Origin of the sequence: Paenibacillus sp. FSL E2-8871 (assembly GCF_038000345.1) — a bacterium.
Taxonomy (GTDB): domain Bacteria; phylum Bacillota; class Bacilli; order Paenibacillales; family Paenibacillaceae; genus Paenibacillus_AQ.
On the sequence record NZ_JBBOBV010000001.1, the window covers coordinates 1,444,956 to 1,461,150 of the forward strand.

Sequence of the window (16,195 nt, forward strand, 5' to 3'; positions counted from 1 at the left end):
TCCCCTATAAATCATTCATATCAATCTCTATCATCCTGGAGGTAAACGATCGGATATTTCACCCGCTTCACCGTCCAGCCTGGGTAAGCTCGCGCGAAGTATTCTCGTGTCTCCCGCTTAAACTCTTCTTGATCTACCTTCATCAGCTTCCAGATCCGCTCCCCCATCATGCTCTGCATCATAGGTTTATCGTTGATCATCGATCTGCCACCCTCACAAGTGCGCCGGTAGTCTCCTGAATTTCTCTCTTAAAGCGCTCTGCGTCACTATTACCGTCAGACAGATGCAGTAACCAAATTTCCTCAACATTACGGGTATCATTGGCTTTCAAAAAATCTTTCACATTCTCCAATCCGAAGTGAGAACGAAGCAGCCGTTTCTTTTGAGCAGGATGCAAGTGACCTGCAGCCACCCGCTTCTTAACGATATCTAGGGAATAATTGCACTCCACCATGATGTGAGTAAGGTCTTTGAATCGATGCCGGCAATAGTAGGTATCAGTCAGGAAGACTAGTTTATCTCCCACTGTATTGGCAAGCAGGAAGCCTAGCGGCTCCTCGACATCATGCTGAATATCAAACGGTAGGATTGTCCATGTACCTATCGTGAATTGCTCCAGCGCCTTAATGACCTTCAGACGATGTCCTGACAACCCTCTGGCATCCGCCGTTCCTTGACTGGTATAAATGTTTATACCTGCTCGCATGATGTCAGGAGCAGCCTTACTATGGTCCAGGTGCTCGTGTGTAATGAGGCAACCTGCAATGTCCGACATTCTAAAATTAAGCGCCCGTTGTATCGACTTATAAGGAAAACCGGCTTCCAGCAGAAGCCCGGTATGCCCGTCAGATATGCGATAGGCGTTACCAGCGCTGCTAGAGCCGAGACATTGGATGTCAATCATCAGAACTGCATCTCTTGTTCAAGAGGAGGGACATCATCAGCAAAATTGTTAGGATCATTACCAGTTTGAGCCTTATTTTCAGTCGGTTGTCGTTTGGTCTCAGTAGTTTTTGACTTCTCTGTTGTTGGAGCTGCAGTAGCCTTTTTATCCGATGCTGCTTCCGGTGTGATATCAATAATCTCTCCGTTCGCATGTTCTGCAATCTCCGCTTCCACCTCAGCTTCAGCAATCATTTCATCCTGTGCCTTGAAATGTTTCATGATCAAGCTACTATCATCGGAGGTGTTCATATAAGCCTTGCATGCTCGATTAATGACAGTACGCTTTGCCATCTCACCAGGGAATTCATTATGCGTGCTGTTCTCCTTGTCGGGTCCTTGCTTCGACTTCTTCCATGATTGACGAATCTCACTCATGGTCATAATCTCGGTGTACTCATTACCGTCTTCCCAATAGATCGTGCAGTATGCTCCAATAATCTTGCTATCATCGATGTTTTTAAACGCTGATTTATGCTTAGTGATTTTCTTACGACTGCGAACAATTTCGAATTCAAATTCATCATCCTGGTAGATGATCTGAGCATCGATGTCAGAAGCTCCTGTAACATTTTTTGTGACTGCCATCGTCCCAAAGTAACTCCGCTGGAATGTGAGCTTTGTACCGTACACGATGAAGTAACCTTGTTTCTTAGCCGGATTCAAACCCTGAACAACCATATCCAGCAATGAGTTCGCTATACTATCCTTCGTGCATGTCTCAAGAGCGGGCTTATAATTCTTATCCTGAACAGTTTGAAGGAGAAGCCACGCTGATTTCATGGCATTCTCCGGACTGTAATTTGCGGGGAAGTGAATCTCTCCGCGTTCCTGAAACTGCCTTACTTTCTCTGCCACCACATCGACGGTGTCGCGTTTTACTAAAGCAAGTTGTGCTGTACTCAATTAAATCTCCTCCTTAATCGCAATACGTTCTGTTGCAGTGTGGACAACCAGTAACCAGTTCGGAAGCAGCTTTTTCAACAGTAATCCCCGATGACTCACGTCCATCGGATTTTCCCTTCCATACATGGCGACCAGGCTCATATATGTTCTGATTACATGACCAACAGCGGCCATTGTTTGGCGCGAAATGAGGAGCTTGGTGCTCCTCACAATACTTTTTCTGAGCATTAATGCTTTCCTGTACGTCGTACATTCAAATCGCCTCCTGTATAGCTGCCGTCTCAATGCGCAGCCGCTTATCTGCTTCACTTACTACCAGTCGGATCACCTGAGCGTCTGTGCCGATCAGCTTGGTCACTGCCTCAGCGTTGTCGACAAAGATTGGAGCCGAGAATCCGTAATGTTCACCTAGCGTATTGATGATGTCCAAACCGACATTGATACGAGCCGCATTGTTGAGTCCACCATCATAAGGAACTCCCTTATAAAGCGTGTCGCAGACTTCCTTGATCCCGCCGTTGATTTGATCCTCAAAGAGTCGGAACCGTGCGAGCTTGAATTTGCTGTTGATCTTGGCATCCAGCATGCTGACCTTGGTCTTAGTGAATTCCTCGCAGAGGAACAGTTCATGCTGCAGGCGCTCATACTCCGCTGCAAGTTCCCGCTCTTGTTTCTCTAGCTCCATCACCCGCATCTGCGCTCGGCGGACACCATCGAATTTAACGAGATCACGTTCCATTTCTTCGATCTCAGCACGTTGCCGGCGAATTTCGGAACGGGTTGTTGCAGCAGCTTCTTCACCTGAAGTTCTCAATACTTCAATCTGCTGTTTTACTTGAGTAGCTTCAGCCTGCTTCTTGGCATATTCAGGATCAGTAGCTGGGTCCTTGACTCCTGTACGTAACACAGTTAGCTGATCATCAGCGGATGCGACCGCTGCCTGCAGGGTTTTTAGGGTACTGTTCAAACCTTCGATTTCTTCCCGTAGCCGAATAATTTCCTGCTCGAATTTCTGAGCTTCAGCCACCGCCGCTTTACCGGAATTATTGATACGCTCCTTACGCTCCGCTAGCCGACGATTAAATTCAGCCTCTGCTTTGTCATGAGCTGCCTTAATTTGATCTTCTGGAAGTGACTGACCACAGGCTGGGCAATTGGCATCATGACCATCAGGATGTTCGAAGGTAAGACTCTTCAGCTCAGCAAATTCTGTTCTCAAGCGATCTGCTTCTTGCCCACGATCAGCAACTAAGCGCTCATTCTGCTTGATACGTTGTTCCTTGTCCTCTACTGTACGGCGGTACTTATCCAGCTCGTTATGCATCCGGTTCACTTCATCACGTTTGAGAGCCAACTTATCTAACACATTGGACTGCATACGACTCTTAATATCGATCAGCTCGCCTTCAATTTCACGAAGCCGCTTTTCCTTAACCGCTAACTCACCACCTGAAAGAATCCGGGAAAGCTCGGCCTCCCCTGATTCCACCCGATTACGTAGGATCGCGATATCTTCCTTGAGGAGCTCTTCATCCAGCTCCGCAACATCCGGCATTTGACGCTGCACTTCACTGATCCGCACTGGCAGCTCCTTGATCTCCTTATTAATCACAGTGCATCGGGAAGAGATAACCTTTTTATGTGACTCAAGGTCGCGATCTCCCAGGATACCTGGTAATGAAGCAAGTTCTTTGTTACCGTGGATTACCTCGGCATCCGTCAGATCACCACACACTTCCAACAATGTCTTACGGCGCTCTTCTTTCTTTAGCTGTTCATTGAAGTAAGAAGGTGAAGTCAATAGTTTGAATAAATCCTCTTTGATGATGGAATCAACTTCGGCGGTGTACTCTCCTTTTTTCACAGGAACACCATCAATGAAGTAATTCGTTTCATGTCCTTCGAACGCATCCGTCGCGGAACCACGTTTCTTAGTCCACTTTTCAGTAAATACTCGGCGGAAAGTACGACGGCGGCCATCGATCAAGAAAACTCCCTCCACCTCGTGCTCCAACTTGTGCTGAAGAACCTTCCCTGCTCCATCCAAACCTTTAATCTCGAAGTCAGCCTTGTTCTGGCTGTCCTTACCGAACAAGAGCCAGACAAAGCCGTCGAACATAGTGGTCTTCCCAGTAGCATTGTCACCATAGACATCAGCATCCCCGCCATTTGCGGCGAGGACAAGTTCTTTAATACCTTTGAAATTACGGAGCGTCAGGCGCTCCAAAACGATACGTTTCAAGCGATTCCCTCCTCGATGGCTTCATTGCATTCAGCATGTAATATCATTTGTTGATCAGGTGTTTCTGGATAGCGGATACCATCCAAATAAGTCCGGATTTTGTATTCCAGCTCAGCCAATTGCTCATTGCTAAAATGATGCTGAATGGATTCCCCACCTTGCTGGATATTTAGAACCGGAGGATTAAAGTAGGTCTCCGCATCGATGATGAAGTCAACGATTCCCTCATGTAAGAGAAATGTGTGCGTTCCACGCATGGATGAACTCCCCCTCTTGTGTAGTGCGCCCCCAGCATGATATAGTGGGGGCAAGAAAATTTGATTTTCAATGAACTGAGATAGCCCATGCCAGTGGGCTATTTTTCGTTGTCGTGCTCAGCAATTTCCTTGTAATCCACGATTACAGGAGCGTTCTCGACACTGGCTATCATGTGGCCATCTTCGTCCAGAACGACATACTCAGAATGAACATGGTCCTCATACTCAGAACCAACCTGCTTAATCTCAATTACTTCATGGCTATCAATCTCGGTTCCAACTTCAAATACTCGTGTAGGATTACTAACCACTGTTAACTTTTGAATGATTTGCATAAGCTGCCTCCTTTCTATGTATTTGCAAGGTGAGCGAGGGAGTAACTGCACCAATAAAGACGGCCTTTTCAGCTCCCTTGACCTATGTGATCCGCCACCACCTTGGATGCGTCAGCCGCATCTTGGAATCCCGGACGGAGGAAAGGTTATTTCTAAGGTCCGACATCCCAAGACAGGGGCCGAAGCCCGTGCCCGTCCTTCTTAAATCTTTGCTGCTGCTGCCATTTTTTGAATAACTGAACGGCTGTACAGTTTCCCTTCAAACGGTACCAAATCTTCCTGGCTACCAGTGATCGCACAGCCAGGCGCATACTTGCGGAAGATGATCTTGTCGTCGTCAACGAAGATCTCTACAGGGTCTTTGATCTCCAAATTCATAGTGCGACGTAATTCAATAGGGATAACGATCCGTCCAAGCTCGTCCAATTTACGTACAATTCCAGTTGATTTCATATTATTAGCCTCCGTAAGATTATTTTTTAGAGTTTATTAATGCATTTGAATCTCAAAGGGTAACCTTGTGCTTTTCACGCTTCGGGTTTAGAATGGACATCAAGAGATTCTCTAACCGAGATTTCAAACCAAGTGACTGCCCTGCCAGGCGGTCATTTTTCATTTCTACTTCAGCGATGCGGATCATATTATTCAGATAGTCTTCAACATCCTCAATCCTTCCTGGTAGAATCACATCCGGATTCTTCCGGATCATCTGCAGGTTATGAGCTGCATGCTTACCCGCTTTTCTTGCCTCAGCAACCAATTGTTCTCTTTCCAAAGCGCTCCCTCATTTCAAATATTTTTTAACTTTTAGCTCAGCTCGATGCTCCTTCCAAGTTCCCAACCAACTAAAGGAATACTCTTTACATAGCACTGCAGCCAGATGAGTCAGGGCCGTGATAGCTTCCACCGTTTCCATAAGCAGTCGTTTTATTTGATGTCGCTCTGCATCCGTTATTTGTTCATTAGTTTTGCTGATTGGTGCTTGTCCCGATGCCACAAGTACTTCCTTCATCTCCTCGACGGTTTTTATTAGGACGCTTGCTCTATGCAGATCCACATTATCCAGCCAAGGTGAGAAGGCTCCCCCAGAAACATCTGCTACTGCTGCCAAGAAAAGCTGCCCATCATCGTAGTGCTCAACCGCAGCCTTCATGACTGGCCTGGAAGCTTTACGCGTCCCTTTAACGATTTTCCCGATTTGAGAAGCATCGACATTAGCTACTTTTCCGGCAATATGCCGGTTATCACCAGAACGTTTCAATACGTCTTGTAGTGCGGTTCCAAACTGTCCGATTGCCAACTAGATTTCAACTCCTTTGTCCGTTTTATGGGATGCTATCGGACAGAGGCCTGATGTATGATGTTGTTAAGCAATTCCCCTTACCGCAATCCCTGCCCGCCGCTGCCGATAAAGCTCGGCGGGTTTTCTTTATCCGATTGCATGTCTGCGTTTAGCTTTGAAATCTTCACCAGCGTTATTATCGATCCACTCGGTGTGTTCATCGATCCACCGAAGTAACAAAGCTGTCGGTATCCGTGGATTACCAAACTCACGATTCACTGGAAAGTCTGGACGTCTCATAACCTCAGTGGCTGTTGGTCTGCTAATGTCCAGAAGTTCCATGAACTGCTTAATACTAAGCACTGGTGGTAGTGAAGTCGGGACTTGTACGGCGTAAGCTTCGATTGCCTTAGACACTACTTTTTCAAGTAACCGTTCTAAGTCATCGCTGTCCATGACTACAATGGACATTAAGATCACATCCTTCACTGATTTAGTTTCCTCTTTCTGCTAAAATGAGATGGTCCAAATCTTGCAGAAAGGAGGGCTACTATGAAATTAGGACTTTCTTATGAAGATTTAGAACAAATGGGATTTGTCGAATACCAGGGTTCTACACTTGATGTTTTTGATGAAATGGATAATGATATAGAATTATCCAAGTTTGATACCAAAACTAAATGGAACGAGTCATCTCATGAAGCAATTATTCGGGCTGTTGCAAAGATGATTGAAGGTAACAACGCTGCTCTTTTAAAGCAATTAAAAGCTGCTGGCGTTTCGCTGGATCTTTAACTTTTTGTTCGATTCGTCTTTGGCGAATCTCGATCAATTGCAATTCTTCTTCAAAGCTGGCCGTCGTTGCAGCGGCGGCCATCTCTTCCCGCACGATCTCACGAATTCGTTCTTCATCCATTTAGATCACCTCCTTGGCTGCAGACGGTTCCATCGTTACCGAATCGGTAACTTCATCTTCAAAAAAAAGCTGTTCAAGTGGAACATGAAATGTATCAGCTACTTTTGCGAGAGCTTCGGCTGAGAACTTCCCTCGACCTACCTCCAAATAATAGTATCCATTGAGACTTTCATATCCCAAAATGCTAGCCATTTCTTCTAAAGATAGGCCGATACATTTACGTAGACTTTTAATTTTTTCGAGATCTACACGTTTCACTCTATCACCTCCGAATTACCGTTTCGGTAACTTGTGATTTGATCATACATTACCATTTCGGTAATGTCAACGATATTTTTACCATATTGGCAATTTTGTTTATTTACCAATATGGTAATGGTAAAATAATTGAAAAATGTTTTTTTATTTTAGAGAGAAGGAGTCAACATGAAAACTCTCGGTGATCGAATAAAGTATCTAAGAGAAAAAAAGAACATCAAACAAAAGGAATTAGCAACGAAATGCGGATTAACAATTGTTCAATTATCTCGATATGAAACAAACGACAGAAAGCCTGATCCTGAAACACTTCGGAGATTGATTGATGTCTTAGAAACCAATGGGGACTATCTTCTTGGTCTAACAAACGATCCATCACCTTTAGAGAAAAGAGAATCTAATTTATCATTCTATGGTGGGCCAAATGACTGGACAGAAGAGGAATTTAAAGCGGCTGATGATTTTATAAAGGAAATCAGAGAGGCACGACAAAGAGCTTTAGACAAGGCAAATAAAGAGCAGCAATAAAGAGGTTTTATACATAGCCAGCAATGGCTTTTCTTTTACATACAAAATAGAACATACGTACGCTAATTGGAGGATTTAACATGAACTTATCCAAATACTTCAAAACCCCGTTGGAACAAACTATTGAAAATCACTACCTCTCCAGGGCTATATTGGTGCCAAACGATTTGACTATAGAACGAATTTCTGAAGCCTTTAATGTGGAGGTGCATTTCAAAAGCGTTAAATCTTTTTCTGATAATGAATTATGTGTAATTGTTATCAACCAACAGGATGAACGTGATGTACAGCATAAAACATTCTTCCACGAGCTTGGACACGTGCTCCGCCATGTTGGGGATCAGCGTCAGATTTCGGAGCTTTTCCAGCAAATGCAAGAAGCTGATGCCGAACGATTCAGTCTTTACGCAGCCATCCCCTTTTTCATGCTTGAAAAATTGCAGCTCCCTGCTTTCGAAGAAGAAGCGGCAGGTATAGTTGCAACCGTATTTCAGGTTCCTCCAGAATTCGCACTGTTGCGTCTGAAACAGATTCGCGAGCGTATTGCTAGCGCTGAAATCATGACAGCTTTTACATATACTGCTGTGGCCAAGGAAAACACTTTACCTTACACGACAACTCCTGAGCCAATCATACGAGGTGTTTACGGGCTTGACGATTTATCTAGACCCCACACGCTTATCATTGAACAACGTGGAGGCTTTAAGTGGGATCAGCCACTTTACATCGAGGTTAATGGAACCTTTAAAAGCGTGGATGTCCATCCAAACTCTAATCGGGATAGCGCTGTTGTTCGTTCAAGTGATCTTTCAATCCCTCCGAGCCGCTCTGGATACGTAATGATCGACATGGAGCGAATTGCTTCTCGGCATGGACAAAACGCAAACAAATTGTTTCTAACCATAGAAGCTTTAGAAGATGCTATTAATTTTTAATTTAGGAGGACCTACTCATGGCCAGCGTATTTAAAGTACCTGCAAAGAACAAACAAGGCTACAAGTGGAAGTGTGTCATGGAGGGTCCTCCTGATCCGGTCACAGGCAAGCGCCAACAGGTACCGAGGGTACGTGATACACAGAAGGAAGCCATCGCCGCAGCTCAGGCAGTTGTGGATCGTATGAAGCGTGGAACCGATACAAAGCGAGCCAAAAAAATGAAATTCAATGAGGCTGCTCAAGAATGGCTACAAGATTATATTATTACTAGCGGAGTTAAAGGAAAAACTGTGGAAGCTCATGTGTCCGACATTAATTTACTGAACAAATATTATGGTGGCGCTAATATCGATAAAATAACACATAACCAACATCAAAAAATGCTCAACAATTTGTTTTCAGAAGGATATGAGATAAACTCCATCTATCGTTATCATTCAACAGCAAATTTAATATTCAAATGGATCATCAAAGAAAATTTACGCATTGATAACCCTTGTCAGAACATAAAAATGCCTAAAAAACAACGGACAGTTTTAGAAGCTAAAAACAATGCACTGGAAGAAAAATTTCTGGAAAGAAGTGAAATTGAAGAATTTCTGGAAGTACTACAAAATCACGGTTTAGGTGATGATCTAGAGACGTTTTATTTTTTGCTGTTTAGCGGAGTGCGACCAGGAGAATTTTGTGCTTTAGAGTGGCCTGATTTCAACTTCGAAACTCATGACGTTCATATTTATAAAACACTTCACTTTCCACAGGGTGGAAGTGGCGCGTACCAATTAACACCTCCAAAGACTACCGGATCCGTCCGCACCTTTGATGTGGATGATTTCATCGTTGAGATGTTTAAGCGGTTAAAGGTAAAACAGTACGCTCGACATAAAAGATACAAGGAGCTCCACGATGACTTTGTAGAGACTCAGTTTATTTTGACCAATAACAACGGAACACCTTTTACAAATTGGAAGTTAGTTAACCGCATGGCTCGGCTAATGAAATTAACAAACATCAAGAAGCACGCAACCCCTCATATATTTCGACACACTCACATCACGATGCTAATCGAAGCAAGTATCGCGTCTGGCTCTCAGATTGATCTCAAAACGATTATGAAGCGTGTAGGTCACGATGATGCAAAAACCACACTCAAGATTTATACCCATGTGACGGAACGAATGATGCAAAGCAGTAGTGACAAACTAAAAATCCACTTCCAAAACATATTAAATTCCAAGGATCTGCCGAGAATGTGATTTTTCTGTGATTTCAAGTTAAAAAAAAGACTCAAAATCCCTTGTAAACACTGATATATCAAGGTTTTTTGAGTCTTATACAATTTATTATATTAATATATTGGGGCAAACCGCAAGCATGCGTGTCCTTTCGAAAAAAAATGGGTCTTTATTCCCCTTATTATTCCAAAATATCAGTATGTATAAAGAAAACCCCCTCACCGTTAAGTGTTGGGGTTCATCCAGAAATATAAGGACTTGATTAGCGACAGTTTCTTGTTGTTGGAGGATTACCGATCACTCCAGGGTACTGGTAAGTAAGGGGCTCATCAAATGTAGCATAATCAAAATAAATCATAAGTAATACAGTACGTTGACCAGTTACTGGGTCACTAATAATAATGTGGTCACGGCCCGCAGCTTCCAGCACACCCTTGTAAACTTTGGCATTCCACTCTTTGTTATTTTCATAAGTAAAATAAAATGTACCTACTTTGCCTAAATTCAGTCTGAAAATATTTTCGATATACGATTGTTCAAACTGTTGAGGTGGGTTTTGAACTACAACCCCTCCTGGAGTCATCGGACTTCCGCTGCTAACTTGTGGCGGCATGCTACCCATGCCTTGCATTCCTTGCATTCCTGTAGACATTGGCATTTGCATACCTGAAGAAGAAACACTACCAATAGTATAAGTGACGGGACGGTATGGTTGAACGATCATTTAATGAAACCTCCTAAATGTTTATCGGAGCAGTTGCTCCCTTTGGACACAAAAGAACCTTTACACTAGCTTACTGAGAGAATTACTCATAATAATGAGTAATTCTCTTTTACACAGTTACCCTGTTAATTACCAATAAATACAGCCGGGCAATCTTCTCCAGTCGGAGTAAAGAAGCAATGAGCTTTAAAGCGGCCTGTGTTTTGTTGGTTATACCAGGTTGGAGGGCAATCTCCTACAGGACGGAAGAACCATAAAGCATTGGTCGCTGGCCATGTTCTTTCACCTGCAATTGCACGTTTAGCAAGACGAATGTCTGCTTCTCTTGCTCGTTGATAGAAGTAGCTTTTCTGCGGGGCTTCGAATCCTCCTGGACTTTGATAGACCATGTCATTCACATTACGAATGTTCAAAAAATCAAGGCAATTGCCAAGAATCCGGTTGACACCAACATTGCCGACCATAAGCATACCGAGATCTCCATCTTCCTCAGCTTCCGCTCTCATCAACCGCGCTAGCACCTTCACATCTTCCGAGTTCGTTTTGATGACGGCCACGCTGTCTCCTCCTTGGGGTTGCTTCGTTAACAACCTCGTTCTTAACTGCATGGTGTATTGTATGTGCATTAGCCCAAGAGGTGACAGTTCCAACCTAATTTTAAAGCCATTTGCTTTCCGTTAGGTTCTTAATAGTCCGCAAATAAAAACCATTCTCTCTGCTCCGTTGAATGGAACAGAAGAATGGTTTAAGAATGAATGTATAGCTAATGACTACTCCGCTGTGGAGTATTGTGGTTGTCGCTCAAATCCGTGATATCTAGTTCCTTGATAAGTAAGCATGCCTTTATCGCCTTCTGCACTCATTCCATATTCATGGCCATCTACTTTAAATTCAATTCGACTGCCCCCATTCAATTCGTACGTTAAGTAGTAGGTTGTACTCGTACGACTTGAACCATTATCTTCTTGAACCTGCTGCTGTCTTATTTCACTCCGCTTGCTGACGATACGGGCAGGGATGGTTAGCATGGGTGAGCTATTGTTCCGGCTCCATTGAAGCAAACCCCTGCCTGCTGATACTGCAAGAATACCAACCATTACAATGAGAAAAATTGGCATCACTGTTCCAGAGAAATCAAACATCCATGAAAGATCCGGGCCCATTCCCATGACATTTTCCCCCTTCATACCCATTAATTCAACCCTAAACTTAGCTTCAGGCACTTCTGTACATGTATATGCCTCTTCTAGTCCAGAAAGCATTAAATTAGTGAGACTTCATGCAAAAAGACCACTTCGTTTTCTTAGAAATCAAGAAATCGAGTGGTCTTTAATCATAATTTTGAGTGATCAGATTAAGCATGAACGAGGTCTAGCAATTGCTTCGTTTCGTCAGTCTCAACATCTAACATACCATTGTCTGCCCAGCATGCTCTGCATTGTTCTTCCGTTTCACACAGGTGAGCGTCATCACAGTTGTAGCAAAGTTGCAGCAGGTTTCTTGTCATATAATCTGTTTCAAAAGTTTTCATTGTAATCTCTCCTATTCGAAAGTTAAGTTTGTGAAAATTTGAACTTGTTCTATGTGTTAAATATATCACACGATCATTTAAATGTCATGTGATTTTTTTCACATCTATAAAGAAAATTTTAATTAAGTTTTTTCCTTATATTCAATCAATCAAAAACATATTGATTTAGAAGTTCATTCTTATTCAAAAAAAGCTGTTTCAAAAGTATTATCCTCTACTTTTGAAACAGCTTCACTTCACTTTACATCACACGCCAACTAATCCCACCATTTGTAGTTTGTAAGAGGAGCGAGCGTTTTTGTTCTTTTTTCTCAAGTAAAAGCCATCCCACCTCTGTGGAAATAAACTGCATCTTAATCGTCTCAGGATATTCCTCAAGCTTAGACTGCAGAACACTGCTCTCCTTAAGAGGGAGCCAAGTTTCCCCTTGGTTAGCGGTATGGTAAAGAGTATCACCAATAATGGCCCAACCAACTTGCGAATTCAGAAACGTCGGAGCGCTCTGATGATTCCCTCCGGTTGGACTCTTTAATTCAAATGGTGTAAATTTCCAGTTATCTCCACCATTAGCGGTAAAGTAACCGTGGTAAGTAATCGTCTTATCTTTATCATTTTGGCAGCCCACAGACATCCAACCATTAGTCTTACTAACATCGAAGAACTCTGGTTTGCCAGTAATTACTCTATCACAGCTTTCCAGTTGTTCATTTACCAGAAAAGGCTGTCCTGGATTCCAACTCTGACCACCGTCCTTAGTTATAAAGATCTTAGGAAGGGCACCGGTCTGCAAAGTCACAAATCCTTCTACACGACTCTTGAAGATCATTCCAGTACTTACACCTGTGAACGGGATCGAATGATTGGGAAGGTTCGGATTATACTGTTCATTCTGCATCACTTCTTCCCATGTGGCCCCCCCGTCTGACGTTGAATAAATCGCCTTGCTTTCCTTATTAGGAGTAGCGTTCGCAGAGGTCATTAGCCATCCCTGTGTCGGTGAATTGAAATAAACGGAAGATACATTATTATCATCACCTAATGAAGAGATTTTCCAGCTTTTTCCTCCATCTGTGGTTCGTAACACTATATTCTCTGTCGTACCAAATGCACTTCTTATAATCCAACCATGGTTAGAGTCAGTAAAAAAGATGCCTTTTCCATAGACAGGTGTGGACAGGAACTGCACATTGGGTGCAGGAGAAATATTAGCCCAGGTCGCCCCGTTATTATGGGTAACGTACAAACGAAGTTCATTTTTTGTTACACCCCATACCATGCCCTCTGTCTCACTAAGTAGATGAAAACCCGTAATTCGAGTTTGAACCTGATATTTCGGGCCACTCTCTTTGTTAGTATCGTTACTTGGTGGTGTAATCAGAGTAATCGTCTGTCCTTCTTCCGGTGCTTCTGTAGGCTGTGGCTGTGGAGAAGGCTCCGGTGGTGGTGAAGAACATGCTGAGACTATCCACGCTAAAAAAAATAACATCATAAACATTCTTAGAGTTTTCAATCCAGCGGTTCTAGATGTCAATGCCCTCTCTCCTCTCAATTGGAATCTTATTTATGATTTAACTTACTATTACGGTAGCCGTATAGAAAATAGATCAGAAGTCCAAGACTCGTCCAAATCAGAAACCCAATCCATGTCTCACTTCCTAGATTATACATCAAATATCCGCATGTTGCCGCACTTAGCAATGGAATGAAGGGTACCCAGGGTACTCTGAACCCTCTTTTCATATTGGGATGAATAACACGCAGGGCAATTACCCCCAAAGAAACGACAAAGAAGGCAAACAGTGTTCCAATGCTTGTTAAGTTAGCCAATCGATCCAAAGGAATAAAGCCCGTTAATACAGCTATAATGATCCCAACCATCCACGTACTACGAATAGGTGTCTGTGTTTTAGCATTGATCTTAGACAATCCTCGTGGTAAAAGACCATCACGTGAGATTGCGAATAACAGTCGGGTTTGACCGAACAGCATTACGAGCAGTACGGTGGTCATTCCCGCAATAGCTCCAACAGAGATTAGACCCGCTATCATATCTTGATTTACAACACGAAGCGCATAAGAAACGGGATCACTAACATTGAGATCCGTATACGGTATAATACCTGTTAATACAAGTGAAACTAGGATATACAATACAGAACATATAGCAAGGGATGAAATAATCCCTATAGGCAAATCGCGCTGTGGCTGCTTTACTTCTTCTGCAGCAGTCGATAACGCATCAAAACCTATGTAGGCAAAGAAGACAGTTGCCGCACCGTTTACAACACCTTGATAGCCAAAGGGTAGAAATGGAGTCCAGTTCTCTGGTTTAACATAGAAAAATCCAGTTACGATAAACAAAAGCACTACAGCTATTTTGATAACGACCATAATCGCATTAAAACGAGCAGTCTCTTTAGTTCCCCGAGTTAGTAAGTAGGAAATTAGTAAAATGATTATTACTGCTGGTAAATTAATAATGGTACCTGCTTCCGCATTATACGCCCCGGATAGTGCTGTAGGAATATGGATACCAAAGCCCTCTAAAAGTCCCTGCAAATAGCCTGACCATCCACTGCTTACTGCAGCTGCTGCAACGCCATACTCTAACACAAGGTCCCAACCCAAAATCCAAGCGAGTAATTCTCCAAAAGCTACATAACTATAAGCATAGGCACTTCCGGAGACCGGGATGGTCGATGCAAACTCTGAATAACAAAGGGCTGACAGCACGCAAGCAAACGCGGCTAACAGGAATGAAATGACAAGGCCAGGACCAGCGTGTTCTGCTGCCGCTACTCCTGTCATTACAAAAATACCAGTACCAATAATCGCTCCTACACCTAACATGGTTAGATCCAGCGCACCAAGTGTTTTGTTTAACTTGGTTGCACCCGAGTTTGAAGGTGCGATTAGCGGTTTTTTGCGAAATAAATCCATTCTTACATTCTCTCCTGTCTAGTCTTGTTGTCAAATTGATTAGAGAATTTCTATTAAGTATGCCCAAAATGGGGTAATGCATTAAATAAGACCTGCTTGAAAACAATATCGTTAGCGATTATGATGGACAAGATTAAAAGCTAAAAATTTTAATTACTGAGGAGATGGAATCATGGCCCCCCCGAAACCCAATCGTGTCGTAGTCATTGGTACTGGAGCAGTTGGTACAACAACAGCCTATACATTACTGCTACGGAGACGTATGCCTGAGCTCGTACTTATTGACGTTAATCAAAAGAAAGCCCTTGGAGAAGCATTGGATATGAATCACGGCATGCCCTTTGTTGGTGGTGTGAAGCTATGGGCTGGTACATATGAAGATTGCCGTGAAGCGGATATCATCATTGTAACTGCCGGTGCATCACAAAAACCGGGTGAAACCCGGATAGATCTTCTCCGCAAAAACATTTCAATTTTCAAAGATATCGTTCAAAAAATCACCAAATATAATCAACATGCGATACTACTTATTGCTACTAATCCTGTAGATATTTTGTCATATGCCACTTTGAAAATAAGCGGTTTTGATCGCAGAAGAGTCATCGGTTCCGGAACGGTGCTGGATAGTGCACGTTTTCGCTACCTGATTGGACGCCACAAAGAAATTGATCCACGCAGTATTCATGGTCAGATTATCGGGGAACATGGAGACTCGGAACTTCCTGTTTGGAGTCTAGCGAATGTTGCCGGGATTGATCTCGGTTTTGACGAAGCAGAACAAGATGAAATATTCCAGGATACTAAGAATGCCGCTTATGAAATTATTGATGCCAAAGGCTCAACCTCTTACGCAATAGCATTAGCACTAGATCGTATTGTGGTATCCATTCTTCATAATGAAGGCTCTGTATTGAACGTATCTACTTTATTGAATAATTATAACGGAGTTTCGGATGTCTACCTTGGCGCCCCTTGCGTCGTAGATCGGTCCGGTGTACGAGAAGTACTAGATCTTCCATTAAATGAGACAGAACGAGCTCTATTCCAGAAATCTGCCGAGAAGCTTAAAGCTGAGATAGCTAAGCTAGAACTATAAGCAAATGAATACATGGGGCTCTCCCTGTTGTCATGATTACATGGCCGGGGATAGCCCCTTTTTCACCA

Annotated in this window: 23 protein-coding genes; 4 read left to right on the top strand and 19 right to left on the bottom strand. The window is 43.1% G+C overall.

Features of this window, described 5'->3' with window-relative positions; genetic code table 11:
• Positions 1-20: 20 nt before the first annotated feature.
• The 13 genes from NYE25_RS06605 to NYE25_RS06665 form a co-directional block, all read right to left on the bottom strand.
• Complete coding sequence (locus NYE25_RS06605) at positions 21-200, bottom strand: hypothetical protein (RefSeq protein ID WP_341087458.1); 180 nt, start codon at positions 198-200, stop codon at positions 21-23.
• Positions 197-904, bottom strand: a complete 708-nt coding sequence (locus NYE25_RS06610; protein WP_341145487.1) for an MBL fold metallo-hydrolase — start codon at positions 902-904, stop codon at positions 197-199. The genes NYE25_RS06605 and NYE25_RS06610 overlap by 4 nt, the downstream gene beginning before the upstream one ends.
• Complete coding sequence (locus NYE25_RS06615; protein WP_341145488.1) at positions 904-1,848, bottom strand: recombinase RecT; 945 nt, start codon at positions 1,846-1,848, stop codon at positions 904-906. The genes NYE25_RS06610 and NYE25_RS06615 overlap by 1 nt, the downstream gene beginning before the upstream one ends.
• Positions 1,849-1,861: 13 nt before the next feature.
• Entirely contained in the window at positions 1,862-2,101 is a 240-nt protein-coding gene (locus NYE25_RS06620) for a hypothetical protein (protein ID WP_341145489.1), read from the bottom strand.
• Positions 2,102-4,090, bottom strand: coding sequence for a hypothetical protein (locus NYE25_RS06625; RefSeq protein WP_341145490.1), 1,989 nt, complete (start codon positions 4,088-4,090; stop codon positions 2,102-2,104).
• Positions 4,087-4,347, bottom strand: a complete 261-nt coding sequence (locus tag NYE25_RS06630) for a hypothetical protein (RefSeq protein WP_341145491.1) — start codon at positions 4,345-4,347, stop codon at positions 4,087-4,089. Before NYE25_RS06630 ends, NYE25_RS06625 begins: the two co-directional genes overlap by 4 nt.
• A 98-nt stretch (positions 4,348-4,445) precedes the next feature.
• Positions 4,446-4,682 (bottom strand): hypothetical protein, encoded by a 237-nt coding sequence (locus NYE25_RS06635; protein ID WP_341145492.1) that lies wholly within the window; start codon positions 4,680-4,682, stop codon positions 4,446-4,448.
• 201 nt (positions 4,683-4,883) lie between these two features.
• Positions 4,884-5,135, bottom strand: coding sequence for an AbrB/MazE/SpoVT family DNA-binding domain-containing protein (locus tag NYE25_RS06640; protein ID WP_060622079.1), 252 nt, complete (start codon positions 5,133-5,135; stop codon positions 4,884-4,886).
• Between the two features lie 52 nt (positions 5,136-5,187).
• Positions 5,188-5,457: a hypothetical protein gene (locus tag NYE25_RS06645; protein ID WP_341145493.1), complete on the bottom strand. Its 270-nt coding sequence runs from the start codon at positions 5,455-5,457 to the stop codon at positions 5,188-5,190.
• Between the two features lie 9 nt (positions 5,458-5,466).
• Positions 5,467-5,982, bottom strand: a complete 516-nt coding sequence (locus tag NYE25_RS06650) for an XRE family transcriptional regulator (protein WP_341145494.1) — start codon at positions 5,980-5,982, stop codon at positions 5,467-5,469.
• A gap of 129 nt (positions 5,983-6,111) precedes the next feature.
• Entirely contained in the window at positions 6,112-6,435 is a 324-nt protein-coding gene (locus tag NYE25_RS06655) for a DNA-binding protein (protein WP_341145495.1), read from the bottom strand.
• 235 nt (positions 6,436-6,670) lie between these two features.
• Positions 6,671-6,880 carry a hypothetical protein gene (locus tag NYE25_RS06660; protein WP_143759992.1) on the bottom strand — a complete coding sequence of 70 codons (210 nt, stop codon included), beginning with the start codon at positions 6,878-6,880 and terminating at the stop codon, positions 6,671-6,673.
• Positions 6,881-7,138 carry a helix-turn-helix transcriptional regulator gene (locus NYE25_RS06665; RefSeq protein WP_341145496.1) on the bottom strand — a complete coding sequence of 86 codons (258 nt, stop codon included), beginning with the start codon at positions 7,136-7,138 and terminating at the stop codon, positions 6,881-6,883.
• 168 nt (positions 7,139-7,306) lie between these two features.
• Between NYE25_RS06665 and NYE25_RS06670 the strand changes: the two genes are divergently transcribed.
• From NYE25_RS06670 to NYE25_RS06680, 3 genes are all read left to right on the top strand, one after another.
• Positions 7,307-7,666: a helix-turn-helix domain-containing protein gene (locus NYE25_RS06670; protein WP_341145497.1), complete on the top strand. Its 360-nt coding sequence runs from the start codon at positions 7,307-7,309 to the stop codon at positions 7,664-7,666.
• Positions 7,667-7,746: 80 nt separating this feature from the next.
• Positions 7,747-8,601 carry an ImmA/IrrE family metallo-endopeptidase gene (locus NYE25_RS06675; protein WP_341145498.1) on the top strand — a complete coding sequence of 285 codons (855 nt, stop codon included), beginning with the start codon at positions 7,747-7,749 and terminating at the stop codon, positions 8,599-8,601.
• Positions 8,602-8,618: 17 nt separating this feature from the next.
• Positions 8,619-9,857, top strand: a complete 1,239-nt coding sequence (locus NYE25_RS06680) for a tyrosine-type recombinase/integrase (RefSeq protein ID WP_341145499.1) — start codon at positions 8,619-8,621, stop codon at positions 9,855-9,857.
• Between the two features lie 241 nt (positions 9,858-10,098).
• Here the strand turns inward: NYE25_RS06680 and gerQ are convergent, their stop codons facing one another.
• From gerQ to NYE25_RS06710, 6 genes are all read right to left on the bottom strand, one after another.
• A complete protein-coding gene (gene gerQ / locus NYE25_RS06685) occupies positions 10,099-10,560 on the bottom strand; it encodes a spore coat protein GerQ (RefSeq protein WP_076283593.1) in 462 nt (153 codons plus the stop codon).
• A 125-nt stretch (positions 10,561-10,685) separates the two neighbouring features.
• On the bottom strand, positions 10,686-11,117 hold the full coding sequence (locus NYE25_RS06690; RefSeq protein WP_076283592.1) for a cell wall hydrolase: 432 nt from the start codon (positions 11,115-11,117) through the stop codon (positions 10,686-10,688).
• Between the two features lie 213 nt (positions 11,118-11,330).
• Entirely contained in the window at positions 11,331-11,723 is a 393-nt protein-coding gene (locus tag NYE25_RS06695) for a DUF2500 domain-containing protein (protein WP_042194012.1), read from the bottom strand.
• Between the two features lie 191 nt (positions 11,724-11,914).
• Positions 11,915-12,091, bottom strand: coding sequence for a hypothetical protein (locus NYE25_RS06700; protein ID WP_179085723.1), 177 nt, complete (start codon positions 12,089-12,091; stop codon positions 11,915-11,917).
• Positions 12,092-12,332: 241 nt separating this feature from the next.
• Positions 12,333-13,622 (bottom strand): WD40/YVTN/BNR-like repeat-containing protein, encoded by a 1,290-nt coding sequence (locus tag NYE25_RS06705; protein WP_341145500.1) that lies wholly within the window; start codon positions 13,620-13,622, stop codon positions 12,333-12,335.
• A gap of 26 nt (positions 13,623-13,648) precedes the next feature.
• Positions 13,649-15,031 (bottom strand): amino acid permease, encoded by a 1,383-nt coding sequence (locus NYE25_RS06710; protein ID WP_076283591.1) that lies wholly within the window; start codon positions 15,029-15,031, stop codon positions 13,649-13,651.
• A 172-nt stretch (positions 15,032-15,203) separates the two neighbouring features.
• Here NYE25_RS06710 and NYE25_RS06715 point away from each other — a divergent pair, with 172 nt between their 5' ends.
• On the top strand, positions 15,204-16,127 hold the full coding sequence (locus NYE25_RS06715; RefSeq protein WP_042188714.1) for an L-lactate dehydrogenase: 924 nt from the start codon (positions 15,204-15,206) through the stop codon (positions 16,125-16,127).
• The last annotated feature ends 68 nt before the right edge of the window (positions 16,128-16,195 follow it).